Origin of the sequence: Pseudoalteromonas sp. MMG013, from assembly GCF_018100885.1 — a bacterium.
Lineage (GTDB): Bacteria > Pseudomonadota > Gammaproteobacteria > Enterobacterales > Alteromonadaceae > Pseudoalteromonas > Pseudoalteromonas aurantia.
Genome location: NZ_JAGJEE010000005.1, coordinates 60750 through 75253 on the forward strand (window position 1 = coordinate 60750; position 14504 = coordinate 75253).

General features: G+C 41.3%; 17 protein-coding genes. 13 read left to right on the forward strand and 4 right to left on the reverse strand.

The features are described from left to right. Positions 1-7: 7 nt before the first annotated feature. Positions 8-970 (reverse strand): calcium/sodium antiporter, encoded by a 963-nt coding sequence (locus J8L98_RS06930; protein ID WP_210995841.1) that lies wholly within the window; start codon positions 968-970, stop codon positions 8-10. Between the two features lie 218 nt (positions 971-1188). On the opposite strand from J8L98_RS06930, the gene J8L98_RS06935 reads away from it, so the two are divergent. Genes J8L98_RS06935 through murA form a run of 7 tightly spaced genes read left to right on the forward strand, consistent with a single transcriptional unit; the run spans position 1189 to position 5837 of the window. Then, positions 1189-1995, forward strand: coding sequence for an ATP-binding cassette domain-containing protein (locus J8L98_RS06935; RefSeq protein ID WP_210995842.1), 807 nt, complete (start codon positions 1189-1191; stop codon positions 1993-1995). Continuing rightward, positions 1992-2771: a lipid asymmetry maintenance ABC transporter permease subunit MlaE gene (gene mlaE, locus J8L98_RS06940; RefSeq protein ID WP_192506320.1), complete on the forward strand. Its 780-nt coding sequence runs from the start codon at positions 1992-1994 to the stop codon at positions 2769-2771. The genes J8L98_RS06935 and mlaE overlap by 4 nt, the downstream gene beginning before the upstream one ends. 16 nt (positions 2772-2787) lie before the next feature. Then, positions 2788-3336, forward strand: a complete 549-nt coding sequence (gene mlaD, locus J8L98_RS06945; RefSeq protein ID WP_192506321.1) for an outer membrane lipid asymmetry maintenance protein MlaD — start codon at positions 2788-2790, stop codon at positions 3334-3336. Positions 3337-3341: 5 nt separating this feature from the next. Beyond that, positions 3342-4019 (forward strand): ABC transporter substrate-binding protein, encoded by a 678-nt coding sequence (locus J8L98_RS06950; RefSeq protein WP_210995988.1) that lies wholly within the window; start codon positions 3342-3344, stop codon positions 4017-4019. Further along, positions 4006-4305 (forward strand): STAS domain-containing protein, encoded by a 300-nt coding sequence (locus J8L98_RS06955; protein WP_192506322.1) that lies wholly within the window; start codon positions 4006-4008, stop codon positions 4303-4305. The genes J8L98_RS06950 and J8L98_RS06955 overlap by 14 nt, the downstream gene beginning before the upstream one ends. Before the next feature lie 5 nt (positions 4306-4310). Continuing rightward, positions 4311-4568 (forward strand): BolA family iron metabolism protein IbaG, encoded by a 258-nt coding sequence (ibaG, locus tag J8L98_RS06960; RefSeq protein ID WP_192506323.1) that lies wholly within the window; start codon positions 4311-4313, stop codon positions 4566-4568. 9 nt (positions 4569-4577) lie between these two features. After that, positions 4578-5837, forward strand: a complete 1260-nt coding sequence (murA, locus tag J8L98_RS06965; protein ID WP_192506324.1) for a UDP-N-acetylglucosamine 1-carboxyvinyltransferase — start codon at positions 4578-4580, stop codon at positions 5835-5837. A gap of 70 nt (positions 5838-5907) precedes the next feature. Here murA and J8L98_RS06970 read toward each other — a convergent pair whose 3' ends face one another. The 3 genes from J8L98_RS06970 to J8L98_RS06980 form a co-directional block, all read right to left on the reverse strand. Next, complete coding sequence (locus J8L98_RS06970) at positions 5908-6993, reverse strand: trypsin-like peptidase domain-containing protein (protein WP_192506325.1); 1086 nt, start codon at positions 6991-6993, stop codon at positions 5908-5910. A 93-nt stretch (positions 6994-7086) separates the two neighbouring features. After that, on the reverse strand, positions 7087-8439 hold the full coding sequence (locus J8L98_RS06975; RefSeq protein ID WP_210995843.1) for a DegQ family serine endoprotease: 1353 nt from the start codon (positions 8437-8439) through the stop codon (positions 7087-7089). A gap of 126 nt (positions 8440-8565) precedes the next feature. Continuing rightward, positions 8566-9024, reverse strand: coding sequence for a YhcB family protein (locus J8L98_RS06980; RefSeq protein WP_210995844.1), 459 nt, complete (start codon positions 9022-9024; stop codon positions 8566-8568). A gap of 154 nt (positions 9025-9178) precedes the next feature. Between J8L98_RS06980 and zapE the strand changes: the two genes are divergently transcribed. From zapE to J8L98_RS07010, 6 genes are all read left to right on the forward strand, one after another. Further along, on the forward strand, positions 9179-10273 hold the full coding sequence (zapE, locus tag J8L98_RS06985) for a cell division protein ZapE (RefSeq protein ID WP_192506545.1): 1095 nt from the start codon (positions 9179-9181) through the stop codon (positions 10271-10273). Between the two features lie 259 nt (positions 10274-10532). After that, entirely contained in the window at positions 10533-10961 is a 429-nt protein-coding gene (rplM, locus tag J8L98_RS06990) for a 50S ribosomal protein L13 (RefSeq protein WP_010361380.1), read from the forward strand. A gap of 7 nt (positions 10962-10968) precedes the next feature. Continuing rightward, on the forward strand, positions 10969-11361 hold the full coding sequence (gene rpsI / locus J8L98_RS06995; RefSeq protein WP_171041054.1) for a 30S ribosomal protein S9: 393 nt from the start codon (positions 10969-10971) through the stop codon (positions 11359-11361). Between the two features lie 517 nt (positions 11362-11878). Beyond that, positions 11879-12469 carry a ubiquinol-cytochrome c reductase iron-sulfur subunit gene (gene petA, locus J8L98_RS07000; protein ID WP_119860956.1) on the forward strand — a complete coding sequence of 197 codons (591 nt, stop codon included), beginning with the start codon at positions 11879-11881 and terminating at the stop codon, positions 12467-12469. Then, entirely contained in the window at positions 12469-13764 is a 1296-nt protein-coding gene (locus J8L98_RS07005) for a cytochrome b N-terminal domain-containing protein (protein ID WP_192506328.1), read from the forward strand. The genes petA and J8L98_RS07005 overlap by 1 nt, the downstream gene beginning before the upstream one ends. Next, entirely contained in the window at positions 13761-14498 is a 738-nt protein-coding gene (locus J8L98_RS07010; protein WP_192506329.1) for a cytochrome c1, read from the forward strand. The genes J8L98_RS07005 and J8L98_RS07010 overlap by 4 nt, the downstream gene beginning before the upstream one ends. Positions 14499-14504: the final 6 nt, after the last annotated feature.

Consider the following 14504-nt stretch of genomic DNA (forward strand, 5'->3'; position numbering starts at 1 on the left):
TGACTTCCTAGAATGAAATAATGTAATACATATAGCTAATGAAAGCGGCTAATAATAGCCCTCCTTCTATACGATTTATTTGTCGAGATCCTGTGAAACTTAGGCTCATAAGAATAAGCGCGACAGTGGCTGCTAACATGATATAGATGTCTCGCTGTGCAATATTCAAATCTAGAGAAGCTGGGTTTAAAATGCCAGCAATGGATAAAACCGCGAGTATGTTAAAGATATTAGAGCCGATAATGTTACCAAGAGCGAGGTCGTCTTCTTTTTTTAATACGCCAGCAATACATGCAGCAAGTTCAGGCAAACTGGTTCCGATCGCTATGATTGTTAGCCCAATTAATAAGTCGCTCATGCCAAAAAATTTTGCGATATCTACAGCTGAACCGACAAGGTAGTGTGAACTGACGGGTAACAATACCATACCAACGACTAACCAAAACACTGCTTTCTTCGTAGGGATATTTTCAGGTACTTCGTCACAAGCTTCATTAACTAGGGGGTCGTTTTGATTGCCTGTTTGTTTTGTGATGATGATTAACGTCAGTAAAAATAGTACAAAGCCGACTAATAGTAGAGAACCTTCAATCAAACTGAAGTAATTATCGCTTATGATGAACCATGCTGCTAATGAGACAATGACAAGTAACGGCATTTCACGCTTGAGGATCCCTGAACTAACAGATAAAGGACGTAATAACGCAGTGATCCCTAATACGAGTAAAATGTTTGCGATATTTGAGCCTATCGCGTTGCCAACAGCTGTATCCGTTTTATTAGCCAAAGCCGCTTGACCTGCTACCATCATTTCAGGTGCTGATGAGCCCATTGCGACGACTGTTAGGCCGACTATCAATGTTGGTACTCCAAAGTTACGAGCGAGTGCAGCCGCGCCAAAAACAAAACGATCAGCACTCCAGACTAGAGCTGCAAAACCAAGAATGAGGACAATAAAAGATAGAACCATTAAAATTATGCCAAGTGATAAAGTGTCATTGATGCAAATAGTAACAAATGCGACAAAAAAAGTATAAATAAAAGGAGGTTGTTCATATTGATAGCAAGGGGGCTCTGTAACATTGAAAGAGGCATGTTATATTACAAAATTTTACGAAATGTATTTTCCCTCGGGCGGCAAAAAATCGTATTATGACATAATTAGTCAAACTAGATGTGGAGAGCGACTTGTCGCAAGCAATAGTTGAGATCAAGGATGTGACATTTTCACGTGGTGAAAAGACCATCTATAAGAATATGAGCTTCTCGGTACCAAAAGGGAAAATTACGGCGATTATGGGCCCCAGTGGTATTGGTAAGACAACGATGCTACGTTTGATTGGTGGTCAACTCAAGCCTGATAGTGGGGATATTTTATTTGAAGGCAAGAGCATTCCCAGTATGACACGTGCTGCATTGTATGATGCACGCAAGAATATGAGTATGCTTTTTCAAAGTGGCGCACTTTTTACAGATATGTCTGTTTTTGACAATATCGCTTTTCCGTTGCGTGAACATACTACATTAAATGAAGAATTGATCCGCTTAGTTGTATTAATGAAATTGCAAGCCGTCGGATTACGTGGGGCTCGTGACTTAATGCCATCAGAGTTGTCCGGAGGGATGGCACGTCGTGTTGCACTTGCGAGAGCGATTGCATTGGACCCTGAATTAATTATGTATGATGAACCTTTTGCTGGACAAGATCCTATTTCAATGGGGGTCTTGGTCAAGTTAATTAAATCCTTAAACGAAGTGCTCGGATTGTCGTCACTTATCGTGACTCATGATGTAACTGAGGTATTAAGTATTGCCGAACACGTAATTATTATTGCGGAACAAGGGGTTATTGGAAGTGGTACAGCGCAAGAAATGCTTGCTCATCGTTCTCCGCTAGTTCAGCAATTCTTACAAGGTTTATCTGACGGACCGGTGCCATTTCACCAACCTGCAAACCCTTATGATCAAGAGCTATTGAACGGAGGTGCTGTGTGATTAACTTTTTTCAGAAGTTAGGTCATAAAACACTGAGTCGATTTGCATCGTTAGGACGCTCGACTAGCATGTTATTTGGCGCATTGGTTAACATGCCAAATATAAGAAAGGGCACCCCGCTGCTTATCCGCCAGCTTTATATGATTGGTCACCAGTCACTTTTAATTATCATGGTTTCAGGGCTCTTCATTGGCATGGTTTTGGCGTTACAAGGCTATACTGTGTTGGTTGGCTATGGTGCGGAGGATAGCTTAGGACCTTTGGTCGCATTGAGTTTATTACGAGAACTGGGTCCGGTAGTAACGGCATTGCTTTTTGCCGGAAGAGCGGGCAGTGCTTTAACGGCTGAAATCGGTTTGATGAAAGCAACAGAGCAACTTTCTAGTTTAGAGATGATGGCTATTGACCCATTAAAGCGTGTTATCGCTCCTCGGTTTTGGGCTGGATTTATTAGTATGCCATTGCTTGCTTTGATATTTTCCGCAGTGGCCATTTTAGGTGCGCATTTGGTTGGTGTTGATTGGTTAGGCGTTGATTCTGGTAGTTTCTGGTCGATCATGCAAGCACAAGTGTCGTTCGAAAAAGATATTCTCAATGGTATTATTAAGAGTTTTGTTTTTGCATTGGTAGTGACTTGGATCGCACTTTATAAAGGCTATGACTGTATCCCCACATCAGAAGGGATCAGTAAAGCAACAACAGAAACGGTTGTACATTCTTCATTGGCAGTGCTTGGGTTTGATTTCTTACTCACTGCTGTCATGTTTTCAGGTTAAAAGGTTTTAAATCGTCATGAATACACGGAAAATAGAAATTTTAGTTGGATTGTTTGTTGCTTTAGGCGTGCTGGCATTTGCGGTACTTGCACTGAAAGTGGCGAATTCAGGTATTAGCGGTAGTGGTGAAACATACACATTAAACGCTAAATTTGAAAATATCGGCTCCTTAAAAGCCAGAGCACCAATTAAAGTCGGTGGGGTTGTTATTGGTCGAGTTGAAGGTATTAGCATTCACCCTCAAGAGTTTGTGCCTGTGGTCAATATGACGATAGATGCAAATTATGAGTGTCAGTTTTCAGATACAACCTCAGTGTCAATTTTAACATCGGGGATTTTAGGTGAGCAGTATTTAGGCATTTCTCCGGTGATTGCTTCAGAGTCGGCTCGTCAGTCTTGTTTTGGGTATGAGGTTGCGCATGATGATGCTTCTGATGAGCTAGAAGACTTATTTGGAGTTGAAAGTAAAGCTCTGAGAAACGGAGATTTAATCACAGATACAAAATCAGCACTGGTATTGGAAGAGTTAATCGGTCAATTCTTATTTAACCAAGGTAGTGAATAATGATGATGCTTCGTAAGTGGATTTGCGTATTTGCAGGGTTATTGGCAATGGTTAGTATGCAAAGCCTTGCTAAAGTTGATTTAAGTGACCCTTATAGCATGGTGCAACAAGTTGCTGATAACACATTTAAGCGCGTGGCGCGAGATCAAGAAAAGGTGCAAAAAAATAAAGAGCACCTACGGGTGATCGTGCAAGAGGAGCTGATGCCGTATATTGATTATAAATATGCCGCTTATCGAGTGTTGGGAAGCTACATACAAAAAATTCGTACAATGGAAAATAAAGAAGATAAAGCACAAGCAATTAAACATGTGCGTACTTTTATTGATGTTTTTCAACGTTACTTAGTCGCAACGTATGCTGGCGTATTTACTCAATACACAGATCAGAAAGTAGAATTTGGGGCCGTAAAAGACTTTTCAAAAGATGATGTCGCAATCGTTAAAACGAAGATAATTGAAGCAGGTAAACCTGATATTCGTATCGACTTTAAAGTGCGTAAAGGGAAAAATAATGAATGGCGAGCTTATGACATGATGGCGGAAGGTATTAGTTTGTTGGATGCTAAGCAAACAGAACTGCACGGTATTTTACGTCAGCAGGGTATTGAGCATGTGATTCAGTTGCTCGATAAGAAAAGTCGACTTCCGGTACAATTTAGGGGGGATGATGGCAGCAACTAACGTTCACTTTAAATCACAAAGTGATGGCATCATTTATGTCAATGGTGAATTGACAAGAAATAGCTTAACAGATGAACGACTTCTTAACCGACAGTTAGAAAGTGCCCAATCAACCCTCTATTTTGACCTTTCTAACGTATCAAGGGTTGACACAGCGGGCTTAGCTTGGTTAATTCACTCTTTAGGTAAATTGCAGCAACAAGATAAACGTCTTGAGCTTAAGAATATACCTGAACAATTGCGCAATTTGATGGCATTGGGTCAGGTTTCAACCTTATTTGAGTGAATATAATGGAAATAAACGAAGTCGAAACATTATTAAAAGAGGCGCTGTCGCTTGATGAAGTGGTAGTTAAAGCGAATGGAAGTCATTATGAAGTGATTGCCGTTGGAGCATGTTTTGATGGGCTTAGCCGCGTTAAAAAACAGCAGTTAGTATATGGACCACTGATGGATACGATTTCAGATGGGACGATTCATGCTGTAAGTATTAAAGCATTTACGCCAACGGAGTGGCAAAGAGAACGTAAGTTTATCCTTCCACAATAAGAGGCCTCGATGGATCAGTTTATTATCCAAGGTGGCACTACTTTAGCAGGTGAAGTCACAATATCAGGTGCAAAAAACGCTGCATTGCCCATTTTATTTGCTGCATTACTAGCAAATGGTAAAAGCCGTTTTAGCAATGTCCCTCAATTACGTGATATAGGCACAACGGAAGCGCTTCTGAAGACACTAGGTGCTGGTGTTGCTTGGCAAGGAAGTGTACTTGAAGTAGATGGTAGTCGTGTTGATAAAGTGCTTGCTCCCTATGAGCTTGTAAAGCAAATGCGTGCATCAGTACTTGCTTTGGGACCTTTACTGGCTCGTTTCGGTGAAGCTCAGGTGTCTTTACCTGGAGGCTGTGCAATCGGTGCTAGGCCTGTTGATATTCATATTAAAGGCTTAGAGCGTATGGGGGCCGAAATAACTGTTGAAAATGGTTATATCAATGCTAAGTCGAGCGGGCGCTTACAGGGCGCTGAAATATATATGGAAATGGTGAGTGTTGGGGCGACAGAAAACCTGTTGATGGCGGCAACATTGGCTGACGGCGTAACGGTTTTAGAAAATGCAGCTCAAGAGCCTGAAATAGTCAATTTAGCTGAGTGCTTGATTGCTATGGGGGCGAATATCAAAGGGGCTGGTACTAGTCGCATTGAGGTGCAGGGTGTCGAGCAGCTCTTAGGGTGCGAACATAGAATCCTACCAGATCGAATTGAAACGGGGACCTTCTTAGTTGCCGCGGCGATGGCGAAGGGCGAAGTCTTGTGTAAGAGCACGGATCACACGAGTTTAGAGCCTGTGTTAGAAAAGCTTAGAGCTGCGAATGCATTGGTGGAAGTGACTGCAGACAGTATTTATGTTGATATGCGACAGCGTGCGTTGCAGGCTGTAAACATTAAGACAATGCCACACCCAGGGTTCCCGACGGATATGCAAGCACAATTTACCGCATTGAATGTTGTTGCGCAGGGTAGTGCAACTATCACTGAAACTATTTTTGAGAACCGTTTTATGCATGTGCCTGAGCTGCAAAGAATGGGCGCAAATATTCGTTTAGAGGGCAATACAGCGATCTGTGGTGAAACCGATAAACTAAGTGGTGCGCAAGTCATGGCAACAGACCTGCGAGCTTCTGCAAGCTTGATATTGACAGGGATAGTAGCTAGCGGTGAAACAGTGGTTGATCGCATCTATCATGTTGACCGCGGCTATCAAAGAATCGAAGATAAGCTAAGTAAGCTTGGTGCTAATATTAAAAGAAAGCACAATTAACACTTTCTGAGTGATTAAGAAAAAAGCGAGCTTAAGCTCGCTTTTTTCTTGGGTTATTATATATAAACCGCTACTGGGTTCTGCTTTCAAGTTTTGCAACTGTGACTTGAAAAGTTAATAGCTCGGTATTTCGGTATGCTTCGAACTCTAATATGGTGCCAGGGCGAGTGTTACCAATAAATTTAAGTGTTTGCTGCGGGTTGGTGACAGCATTACCTGCAACTTTGACAATGATGTCATTATCTTGCATACCTGATTGCCATGCAGGCCCTAAGGGGTCTATGTTATTAACTCTGAGCCCAACCACTTTGGTGTATAAGTCAGTAACGACTTTACCCGTGCTATCGACCGCATTTCCGGTGAATCCAAGGTATCCGCGAACCACTCTGCCATCACGTTTTAATTTCTCCATGACTTCTTTAGCAAGTGAGTAGGGAATCGCAAAGGAAATCCCTTGAATGTCGATATTATAGCGAGTTCTAAATTGGGCTGAAGTGAGCCCGACCAATGTGCCATTTGAATTTATTAATGCGCCGCCTGAGTTGCCGACATTCACGGCCGCATCCATTTGTAATAGGCTGCTATAAGAATTGTCCGGCGTCAGTTTCTTCCCCGTTGCGCTGATCACACCTTGAGTAATAGTTTGACCCAAATTTAGTGGATTACCAATCGCTAAGACAACATCACCAACTCGAGGATTGAAAGTGTCATCCATTGGAATAACGGGAAGGTGTTGCTCATCAATTTTTAATAAGGCTAAGTCAGTTACTGTATCAAAACCAATCACTTGAACTTCATTGAAAATACGTCCGTCAGTTAAAATGACCATGATTTGATCTGCATTATTGACCACGTGGTAGTTTGTTAATATGTAACCGTCGTTTGACATGATGACGCCAGATCCGAGCTCTTGTGTGGTATTTGCACGCTTAAACCTAGGGACAGAGGTGATCCCTTCAGAAAAAATAGTGACTACAGCGGGGGAGGCTTTTTCAACCGCATCTGCAAAGCTCATATGAGTATTACTATATCGGCTTGATACATCAATTTTAGGCAGCACTGCGCTGCGTAAGTTTGGCGTGAACCAAATGATTAAAAAAGCAATGCCGAGGCCTGCTAGCAATGGCGGCATAATAAAGCGAAGTAGTTTAAGCACAGTCGTAATCTATTTATATTTATTTATTGTTTATGATGGCACAAATAAAAACACAGCGGCAAGAACCACTGTGTTTTTTTATTGAAAAAGTGATTATTGAATTAAAAGAAATACCGAGTCGCGACCTCTTTTAATGCCGAGGACGATATTTCCTTGGATGTCCTCAATTAAGCTGCCCATTTCTCGGATGCTGTCAATCCGTTGTCGATTCACTTGCATAATTACATCGCCTTCTTCTAATCCAACGCGTGCAGCGGGAGAGCGAGCTTCCACTGATGAAACTATCACGCCTTTATTCCCCTCACGTTCTCCGCTTTCAAGCACTGCGCCGCGCAACATAGGATGGACTTTATCGGCTTGGGCTTGTAGTTCACCTTGTCCTTTGAGCGTGACGTTAATCGAACGGGTTTTCCCATCGCGGTAGACTCCCACTTTGACGGTACGTCCCTCTCCGATGGTTGCAATTTTACTTGCCAATTCGGCGAAACTTTGAATATCGTCACCATTGACTGACACAATAACGTCATTTGCTAATATCCCAGCTTCACTGGCTGCAGAATCATTGACAACTTGTGCAACATAAGCCCCTTGTTTTACATCAAAGCCTTGTGCTTTAGCAATACCTGCATCTAATGTCCTACCTTGAATACCGAGAGAGCCACGCCTAACCTGACCAAACTCCACTATTTGGTCAACTAAGTTCTTCATCATATTGGAAGGGATAGCAAAACCAATGCCCACATTACCACCAGATGCTCCTAAAATCGCAGTATTAATACCAATTAGTTCGCCTTTTAAGTTAACTAAAGCACCACCAGAGTTTCCTTGGTTAATTGCTGCATCGGTTTGTATAAAGTCTTCATACCCTTCAATGTTTAAACCACTTCGACCAAGCGCACTTACAATCCCTGATGTAACCGTATGGCTCAGTCCGAAAGGGTTACCTATTGCTACCGCAAAATCCCCAACTCGTAGCACATCGGAGTTCGCGAGTTTTACTTCTGTAAGTTCTTCTGATTCAATCTCTAATAATGCAATGTCAGATTCTTTGTCAGTGCCAACTAATTTAGCATCAAATTCTCTACCATCTTCTAAAGTAACAATGATTTTTTCAGCATCAGCAATCACATGGTTATTGGTGACGACATAACCTTCACTTGCATCAATGATGACACCTGAACCTAATCCACTGAATTGACGCTTTTGGCTGCGAGGTTGAGGTTGGCCAAAAAAATAGTCAAATGGGTCAACGCGGCGACGCACTTCTTTTGCGCCAGAAACTTGGATGCTAACGACCCCTGGGGTAACACGCTCTAGCATAGGAGCTAGGGTCGGTAAGGTTTGGCCATTAACAGCAACAGGCAATTTAGCGAAAGAGACACTGGGATTTAATAAGAAAGTTGAAGATAAAAGTGCCGCTGATAATAACGAGAATTTCAATTTCATAGTCAATAAGTACTCCGAAAAAAGCAGTTAGTTATTGAAAAGACATTGGAACATAATTATCGGACCAACGTCAATTCGCTATTTGGTTATCTGTACTTACTGACTATGGGGTCAAAAAAAAGTTCATCAAGATACTTTTGTTTGCTCATTTTCTAAACTTTCACCAGAAAAAATACCCGATTCGCCTTCTACATAGTCAACGGGTTGTGCTGAGTCATCAGAGCGATTACTTGCTCTTCTGCGTTCAGGCCGGCTTTTTAGAGAAGCATGAAGCTGCTCTGTTGTTTCTTTGGAAAAGAATGGCTCACTTGGGTGAGTTGGCTTTTCAGTTAATAGCACTTGATCTGTTTGTTCTACATGGCTAAATAGTTGCGTGTAGCTTTCTTGCATCTTGCTCATCAGTTTTTTTGTACTGGCTAAGTGATCAGAGACATCTTGACGATATTGTTCTAATTCACTTTTTGCTTGAATAGCTTGCTGTTCTAATTCCGTTTGTTTCAATTGTTTTCTAGTGACTTGAGCACCAATAAAAAAACTAACAACACCTGTAATAATCAAAAGTCCTAACCAAACGATGGTTGTCATATTTCTCTCCTATGAATTATCGCAGTCTCAGTTAAAAAATTAGAACCGTATATTTGCGATAAGAATAAAATCTACCTAGTTGTTCAATATACGCGTAGATTGGTTGCGTGTTAATATAGAGAACAAATAAAAACGGTTAACAGTGTAAAAAATGATGACTCCTTGGCAAAAATATCAACAAGACCTACAAACGGAAGATTTCCAGTATGACAGTGCACAAGAAAATGCGGTTAAGCATTTGCAACGTTTGTATGATGATTTATGCGCCCAACCAGTCGCCCCTTCGGGCAGTTTTCTATCTCGTATTTTTGCTAAGAAACCAGAGCCAAAAAAAATTAAAGGATTGTATTTTTGGGGAGGTGTTGGCCGAGGGAAAACATATTTAGTTGATACGTTTTTTGAAGCATTGCCCAGCGAGAGGAAAATGCGTGTGCATTTTCACCGTTTTATGCATCGTGTTCACGATGAATTAAAAAAACTTCAAGATGTTAAAAATCCACTTGAAGTCGTTGCTGATATTTTTAAAAAAGAAACCGATATTATATGTTTTGATGAGTTTTTTGTGCAAGATATCACCGATGCGATGTTACTAGGAGGCTTGATGCAGGCGCTTTTTGCTCGTGATATAGTTTTGGTGGCCACCTCAAACATTGTACCCGATGATTTATATCGAAATGGCCTGCAACGCGCGCGATTTTTACCCGCAATAGAGCTTGTTAACGCCAATACTGAAGTCGTGAATGTAGACTCTGGTATTGATTACCGATTACGTACACTTGAACAAGCTGAAATATTTCATAGTCCCTTAGACAAAAAAGCGGATGATAATTTATTTGCTTATTTTGATAAGTTATCTCCAGAGCCTGGGCGAGTGGATGAGGCTATTGAAATTGAAGGACGCTTAATCAACACACGCAAAGTGTCAGACTGTATTGTCATGTTTGATTTTACACAGTTGTGTGAAACTGCGCGCTCACAAGTGGATTATATGGAAATTAGTCGTCTATATAACACCGTGATTTTATCCAATGTAAAGCAATTGAGCCAACAGAATGACGATGCCGCTCGGCGTTTTATTGCGTTAGTGGATGAGTTTTATGAGCGAAATGTAACGCTTATCATATCGGCACAAGCACCTATCACAGAGTTGTATTCTACGGGCACACTGGAGTTTGAGTTCAAACGGTGTATCAGCCGTTTACAAGAAATGCAATCGCTTGATTATTTGGCGCGTGAACATCTCGCCTAGTTAAATGATCAAGCCATCGTAATGGGTGAAACCAACGAAAAGCAATTTTTTTGTGGAAAAAACAATCGCGCGCTAGTCAATCTCCTTATGAGTTGCTATAATCCGCGGCCTGCCACGTTGCGTTCTATTGCCCTCGTCGGCTTAGCCACTGACTTGAGCGGCAAAAAGTCTTCAACTCGAAGGGGTTAAAGCACTATATAGTAAAGCGATAACCATTTTGGTTATCTGTGGTTTTAATTGAAAACATTGGATTTTTTAGATGAAAACGTTTGTTGCTAAACCAGATACAGTAAAACGTGACTGGTACGTAGTTGACGCTGAAGGTAAAACTTTAGGTCGTATCGCTACTGAAATCGCTAGTCGCCTACGCGGAAAGCATAAAGCTGAATACACTCCACACGTAGATACTGGTGATTATATCATCGTTATCAACGCTGAAAAAGTTACTGTAACTGGTAACAAATTCAAAAACAAAGTGTACTACGCACACTCTGGTTTCCCAGGTGGACTTAAGTCTGTAACTTTCGATAAGCTTCAAGCTGCTAAGCCTGAAATGATTATTGAGAAAGCGGTTAAAGGCATGTTACCTCGCGGCCCTCTAGGTCGTGAAATGTACCGTAAGCTTAAAGTTTACGTTGGTAATGAGCACAACCACGCGGCACAACAGCCGCAGGTTCTAGACATTTAAGGAGCACATCATGGCAAATCAATACTACGGTACAGGTCGTCGTAAAAGTTCAAGTGCTCGCGTATTCTTACGCCCAGGCACTGGCAACATCGTAATCAATAAGCGCTCACTAGATGAGTACTTTGGTCGTGAAACAGCTCGTATGGTTGTTCGTCAAGCTCTTGAGCTTGTAGACATGACTGAAAAGTTTGACCTTTACATCACTGTTGAAGGTGGTGGTACAACAGGTCAAGCTGGCGCAATCCGTCACGGTATTACTCGTGCACTTATGGAGTTTGACGAGTCACTACGTCCTACACTTCGTAAAGCTGGCTTTGTTACTCGCGATGCTCGTAAAGTTGAGCGTAAGAAAGTGGGTCTACACAAAGCGCGTAAGCGTCCTCAGTTCTCAAAGCGTTAATTTTTTACGTTTCAAGAATTCAAAAACCCAGCTTGTGCTGGGTTTTTTGTTTTTACTGATTAACCCTGCTCACCTAAAGTTGCCTTTTTATACGACGGTCTGTCGTTTAAATTATCCTCAATATACTAATATCCCGTTTTTATTGACAAAAAAAGTTCAATATTTATTACATTTAGTGCAAATCTGTCGATAACTCAGCGCTTTTTTTTGCTACAATTGCAGGGCAAGTAAAGTGAGTGAGTTTCAACGGGAATTCTGTAGAGGGCATTTTTTCATACAGAGGTTGATCTTGGTCAGTAAATTGTTGTTATTGAAGCGATATCATAAGAGATTAGCTTTTTGCTCTGGTTAACTTAGACTGTGTTGTTTGGTTTATCGGATCATTAGGTTTGAATAACCTTGTTTTAATCAAGGGATTTATTTATGATCGCGTCTATTTTGTAGTTTCTTAAAATTAACCTGCTGTAACGATGTTCTCAATATAGCAAGTGTTGAGATTCATAGTGGAGATAAGTGGATGAGCAATGCGCCTGTAGACAATGGCCGACGTCGCTTTTTAACCATAGCTACCTCTGTTGTAGGTGGTGTTGGTGCGGCTGGGGCTGCTGTTCCCTTTATTGCGTCTTGGAATCCAAGTGAGCGAGCTAAATCTGCAGGTGCGCCTGTAGAAGTGGATATCAGCAAACTTGAGCCTGGACAATTAATTCGTGTTGAGTGGCGAGGTAAGCCTGTTTGGGTTATTTCTCGTACCCCAAAAATGTTAGAAGAGATGAAAGCTCATGAAGGGCAACTTCGTGATCCTGCTTCTGAAGAACCTCAACAACTCGATTCAGCTAAAAATCCATATCGCTCTAAGCGTCCGGAGATTTTTGTTGCGGTCGGTATTTGTACACACCTAGGCTGTTCACCTAGCTTCCTACAAGGTGGCTTTGGTGAAAAAGTTGAAGGTACAGAGGATGGTTTCTTCTGCCCATGTCATGGTTCTAAATTTGATATGGCTGGTCGAGTATTCCAAGCGGTTCCTGCACCGTTAAACCTTGAGATCCCTCCATACACCTTTATTGATGACACCACGATTATCGTTGGTGAAGAAGAAGGGGTAGCGTAATGGCTGAAAACTCTAAAGCAGCTTCAGGCGTTGTAGGTAACGTCATTAACTGGATCGATGACCGTATTCCAATGACTCGCGTCTGGAATATGCACATTGCTCAATATCCTGCACCAAAGAATTTTAACTTTTGGTACTTATTCGGTTCATTAGCGATTCTTGTGCTAGTAAACCAAATCCTAACGGGTATTTGGTTAACCATGAACTATGTTCCATCTGCTGAGGGCGCATTTGCTTCAGTGGAGTACATCATGCGTGATGTAGAGTATGGTTGGTTACTGCGATATCTGCACTCAACAGGCGCATCTGCGTTTTTTGTTGTTGTGTACTTACACATGTTCCGTGGCATGATTTACGGTTCTTATCAAAAGCCACGAGAGTTGTTGTGGTTATTTGGTATGTTTATTTTCTTAGCGCTAATGGCTGAAGCATTCATGGGTTACTTACTACCTTGGGGACAAATGTCTTTTTGGGGAGCTCAGGTAATTATCTCGCTATTTGGTGCAATTCCAGTGATTGGTGAAGACTTAACTCAGTGGATCCGTGGTGATTATGTTATTTCTGGTGCAACGCTTAACCGCTTCTTTGCATTACATGTTATTGCATTACCTTTAGTCTTGGTTATTTTAGTATTCCTTCACATCGTAGCATTACATGAAGTTGGTTCAAATAACCCAGATGGTATTGAAATTAAACATAAAAAAGGCACTATTTCAGAAGATGAAAAGCCTAAGTTTAAGTTTCACGAGTATTATACTGATAAGAAAGATATTGTTGACGCAATTCCTTTCCACCCTTACTACACAGTGAAAGACATTTTAGGTGTAGCAGGTTTCTTAATTTTATTTTGTTGGGTTGTCTTTTTCTCTCCAGAGATGGGTGGTTTCTTCTTAGAAGCGCCAAACTTTGAAGCTGCAAATCCACTAAAAACACCAGAGCATATTTTCCCTGTTTGGTATTTCACACCATTTTATGCGATATTACGTGCCATCCCTGATAAGTTAATGGGTGTTGCGGCAATGGGTGCCTCAATCGTGGTATTGGCATTGTTACCTTGGCTTGACCGTGGTTCAGTGCGCTCTATTCGTTATCGTTGTGCACTACACAAGTGGAATATAGCTCAATTTGTTGTAACGTTTGTTATTCTTGGTTGGGTTGGTGCTACACCACAAACAGACTTTAAGACAATCTTATCGCAAATTACGACTGTGACTTACTTTATGTTCTTCGTGTTACTATTTGTGTATTCAAAGAACGAGACGACTAAGCCATTGCCTACGAGGGTAACCAAATGATGAAAAAACTAGTTATCGGTTTGTTCGCATTGTTGCCAACATTTGTTATGGCAGCAGGACCATCAGTACCTTTGATGGAAGCTAATAATGATTTAACTGACAAGGCGTCACTACAACGTGGTGCTCAGTTATTCATGAATTACTGCCTTGGTTGTCACCAAATGCAGTACCAACGTTATGAACGTACGTTCCGTGACATTGGTATTCCAACAGACATTGGCCAGGAGCAGCTAATTTTTGATGGTTCAAAAGTGGGTAGCCACATTTTGAATGCAATGGATCAAGATGATGCCGCTAAATGGTTTGGTGCAGCGCCACCAGATTTAACTTTGATTTCACGTGTTAAATCACCAGACTACATCTATACGTATTTAAAATCGTTTTACAAAGATGAGTCGCGTCCATTTGGTGTGAATAATATTGTATTCCCATTAGTGGGTATGCCACATGTACTACAAGAATTGCAAGGTTTACCATTGCCTATTACTGAAGAAGTAGAAGAGCATGGTAAAACGGTTACTAAAGTAGTTGGTTTAAAAACAGATGGCTCAGGTGAAATGAGCACTGATGAATATGACCATGCTGCACGTGACATTACTAATTTCTTAGCTTATGTTGGTGAGCCATCTCGCCTAGAGTCTGAGTCAATTGGTATTAAGGTATTAGGGTTTTTATTAATTCTATTTATCCTTGCATTCTTCTTGAAGAAAGAATACTGGAGAGATGTTCACTAAAGCGAA

What these genes read in the sequence shown, in the direction of transcription:
- ibaG (WP_192506323.1), top strand. Translation starts at nt 4,311, where the DNA reads ATGGAAATAAACGAAGTCGAAACATTATTAAAAGAGGCGCTGTCGCTT.
- mlaD (WP_192506321.1), top strand. Translation starts at nt 2,788, where the DNA reads ATGAATACACGGAAAATAGAAATTTTAGTTGGATTGTTTGTTGCTTTA.
- J8L98_RS07010 (WP_192506329.1), top strand. Translation starts at nt 13,761, where the DNA reads ATGATGAAAAAACTAGTTATCGGTTTGTTCGCATTGTTGCCAACATTT.
- J8L98_RS07005 (WP_192506328.1), top strand. Translation starts at nt 12,469, where the DNA reads ATGGCTGAAAACTCTAAAGCAGCTTCAGGCGTTGTAGGTAACGTCATT.
- J8L98_RS06975 (WP_210995843.1), bottom strand. Translation starts at nt 8,439, where the DNA reads ATGAAATTGAAATTCTCGTTATTATCAGCGGCACTTTTATCTTCAACT.
- J8L98_RS06955 (WP_192506322.1), top strand. Translation starts at nt 4,006, where the DNA reads ATGGCAGCAACTAACGTTCACTTTAAATCACAAAGTGATGGCATCATT.
- petA (WP_119860956.1), top strand. Translation starts at nt 11,879, where the DNA reads ATGAGCAATGCGCCTGTAGACAATGGCCGACGTCGCTTTTTAACCATA.
- J8L98_RS06980 (WP_210995844.1), bottom strand. Translation starts at nt 9,024, where the DNA reads ATGACAACCATCGTTTGGTTAGGACTTTTGATTATTACAGGTGTTGTT.
- zapE (WP_192506545.1), top strand. Translation starts at nt 9,179, where the DNA reads ATGACTCCTTGGCAAAAATATCAACAAGACCTACAAACGGAAGATTTC.
- murA (WP_192506324.1), top strand. Translation starts at nt 4,578, where the DNA reads ATGGATCAGTTTATTATCCAAGGTGGCACTACTTTAGCAGGTGAAGTC.
- rplM (WP_010361380.1), top strand. Translation starts at nt 10,533, where the DNA reads ATGAAAACGTTTGTTGCTAAACCAGATACAGTAAAACGTGACTGGTAC.
- J8L98_RS06950 (WP_210995988.1), top strand. Translation starts at nt 3,342, where the DNA reads ATGCTTCGTAAGTGGATTTGCGTATTTGCAGGGTTATTGGCAATGGTT.
- J8L98_RS06930 (WP_210995841.1), bottom strand. Translation starts at nt 970, where the DNA reads ATGGTTCTATCTTTTATTGTCCTCATTCTTGGTTTTGCAGCTCTAGTC.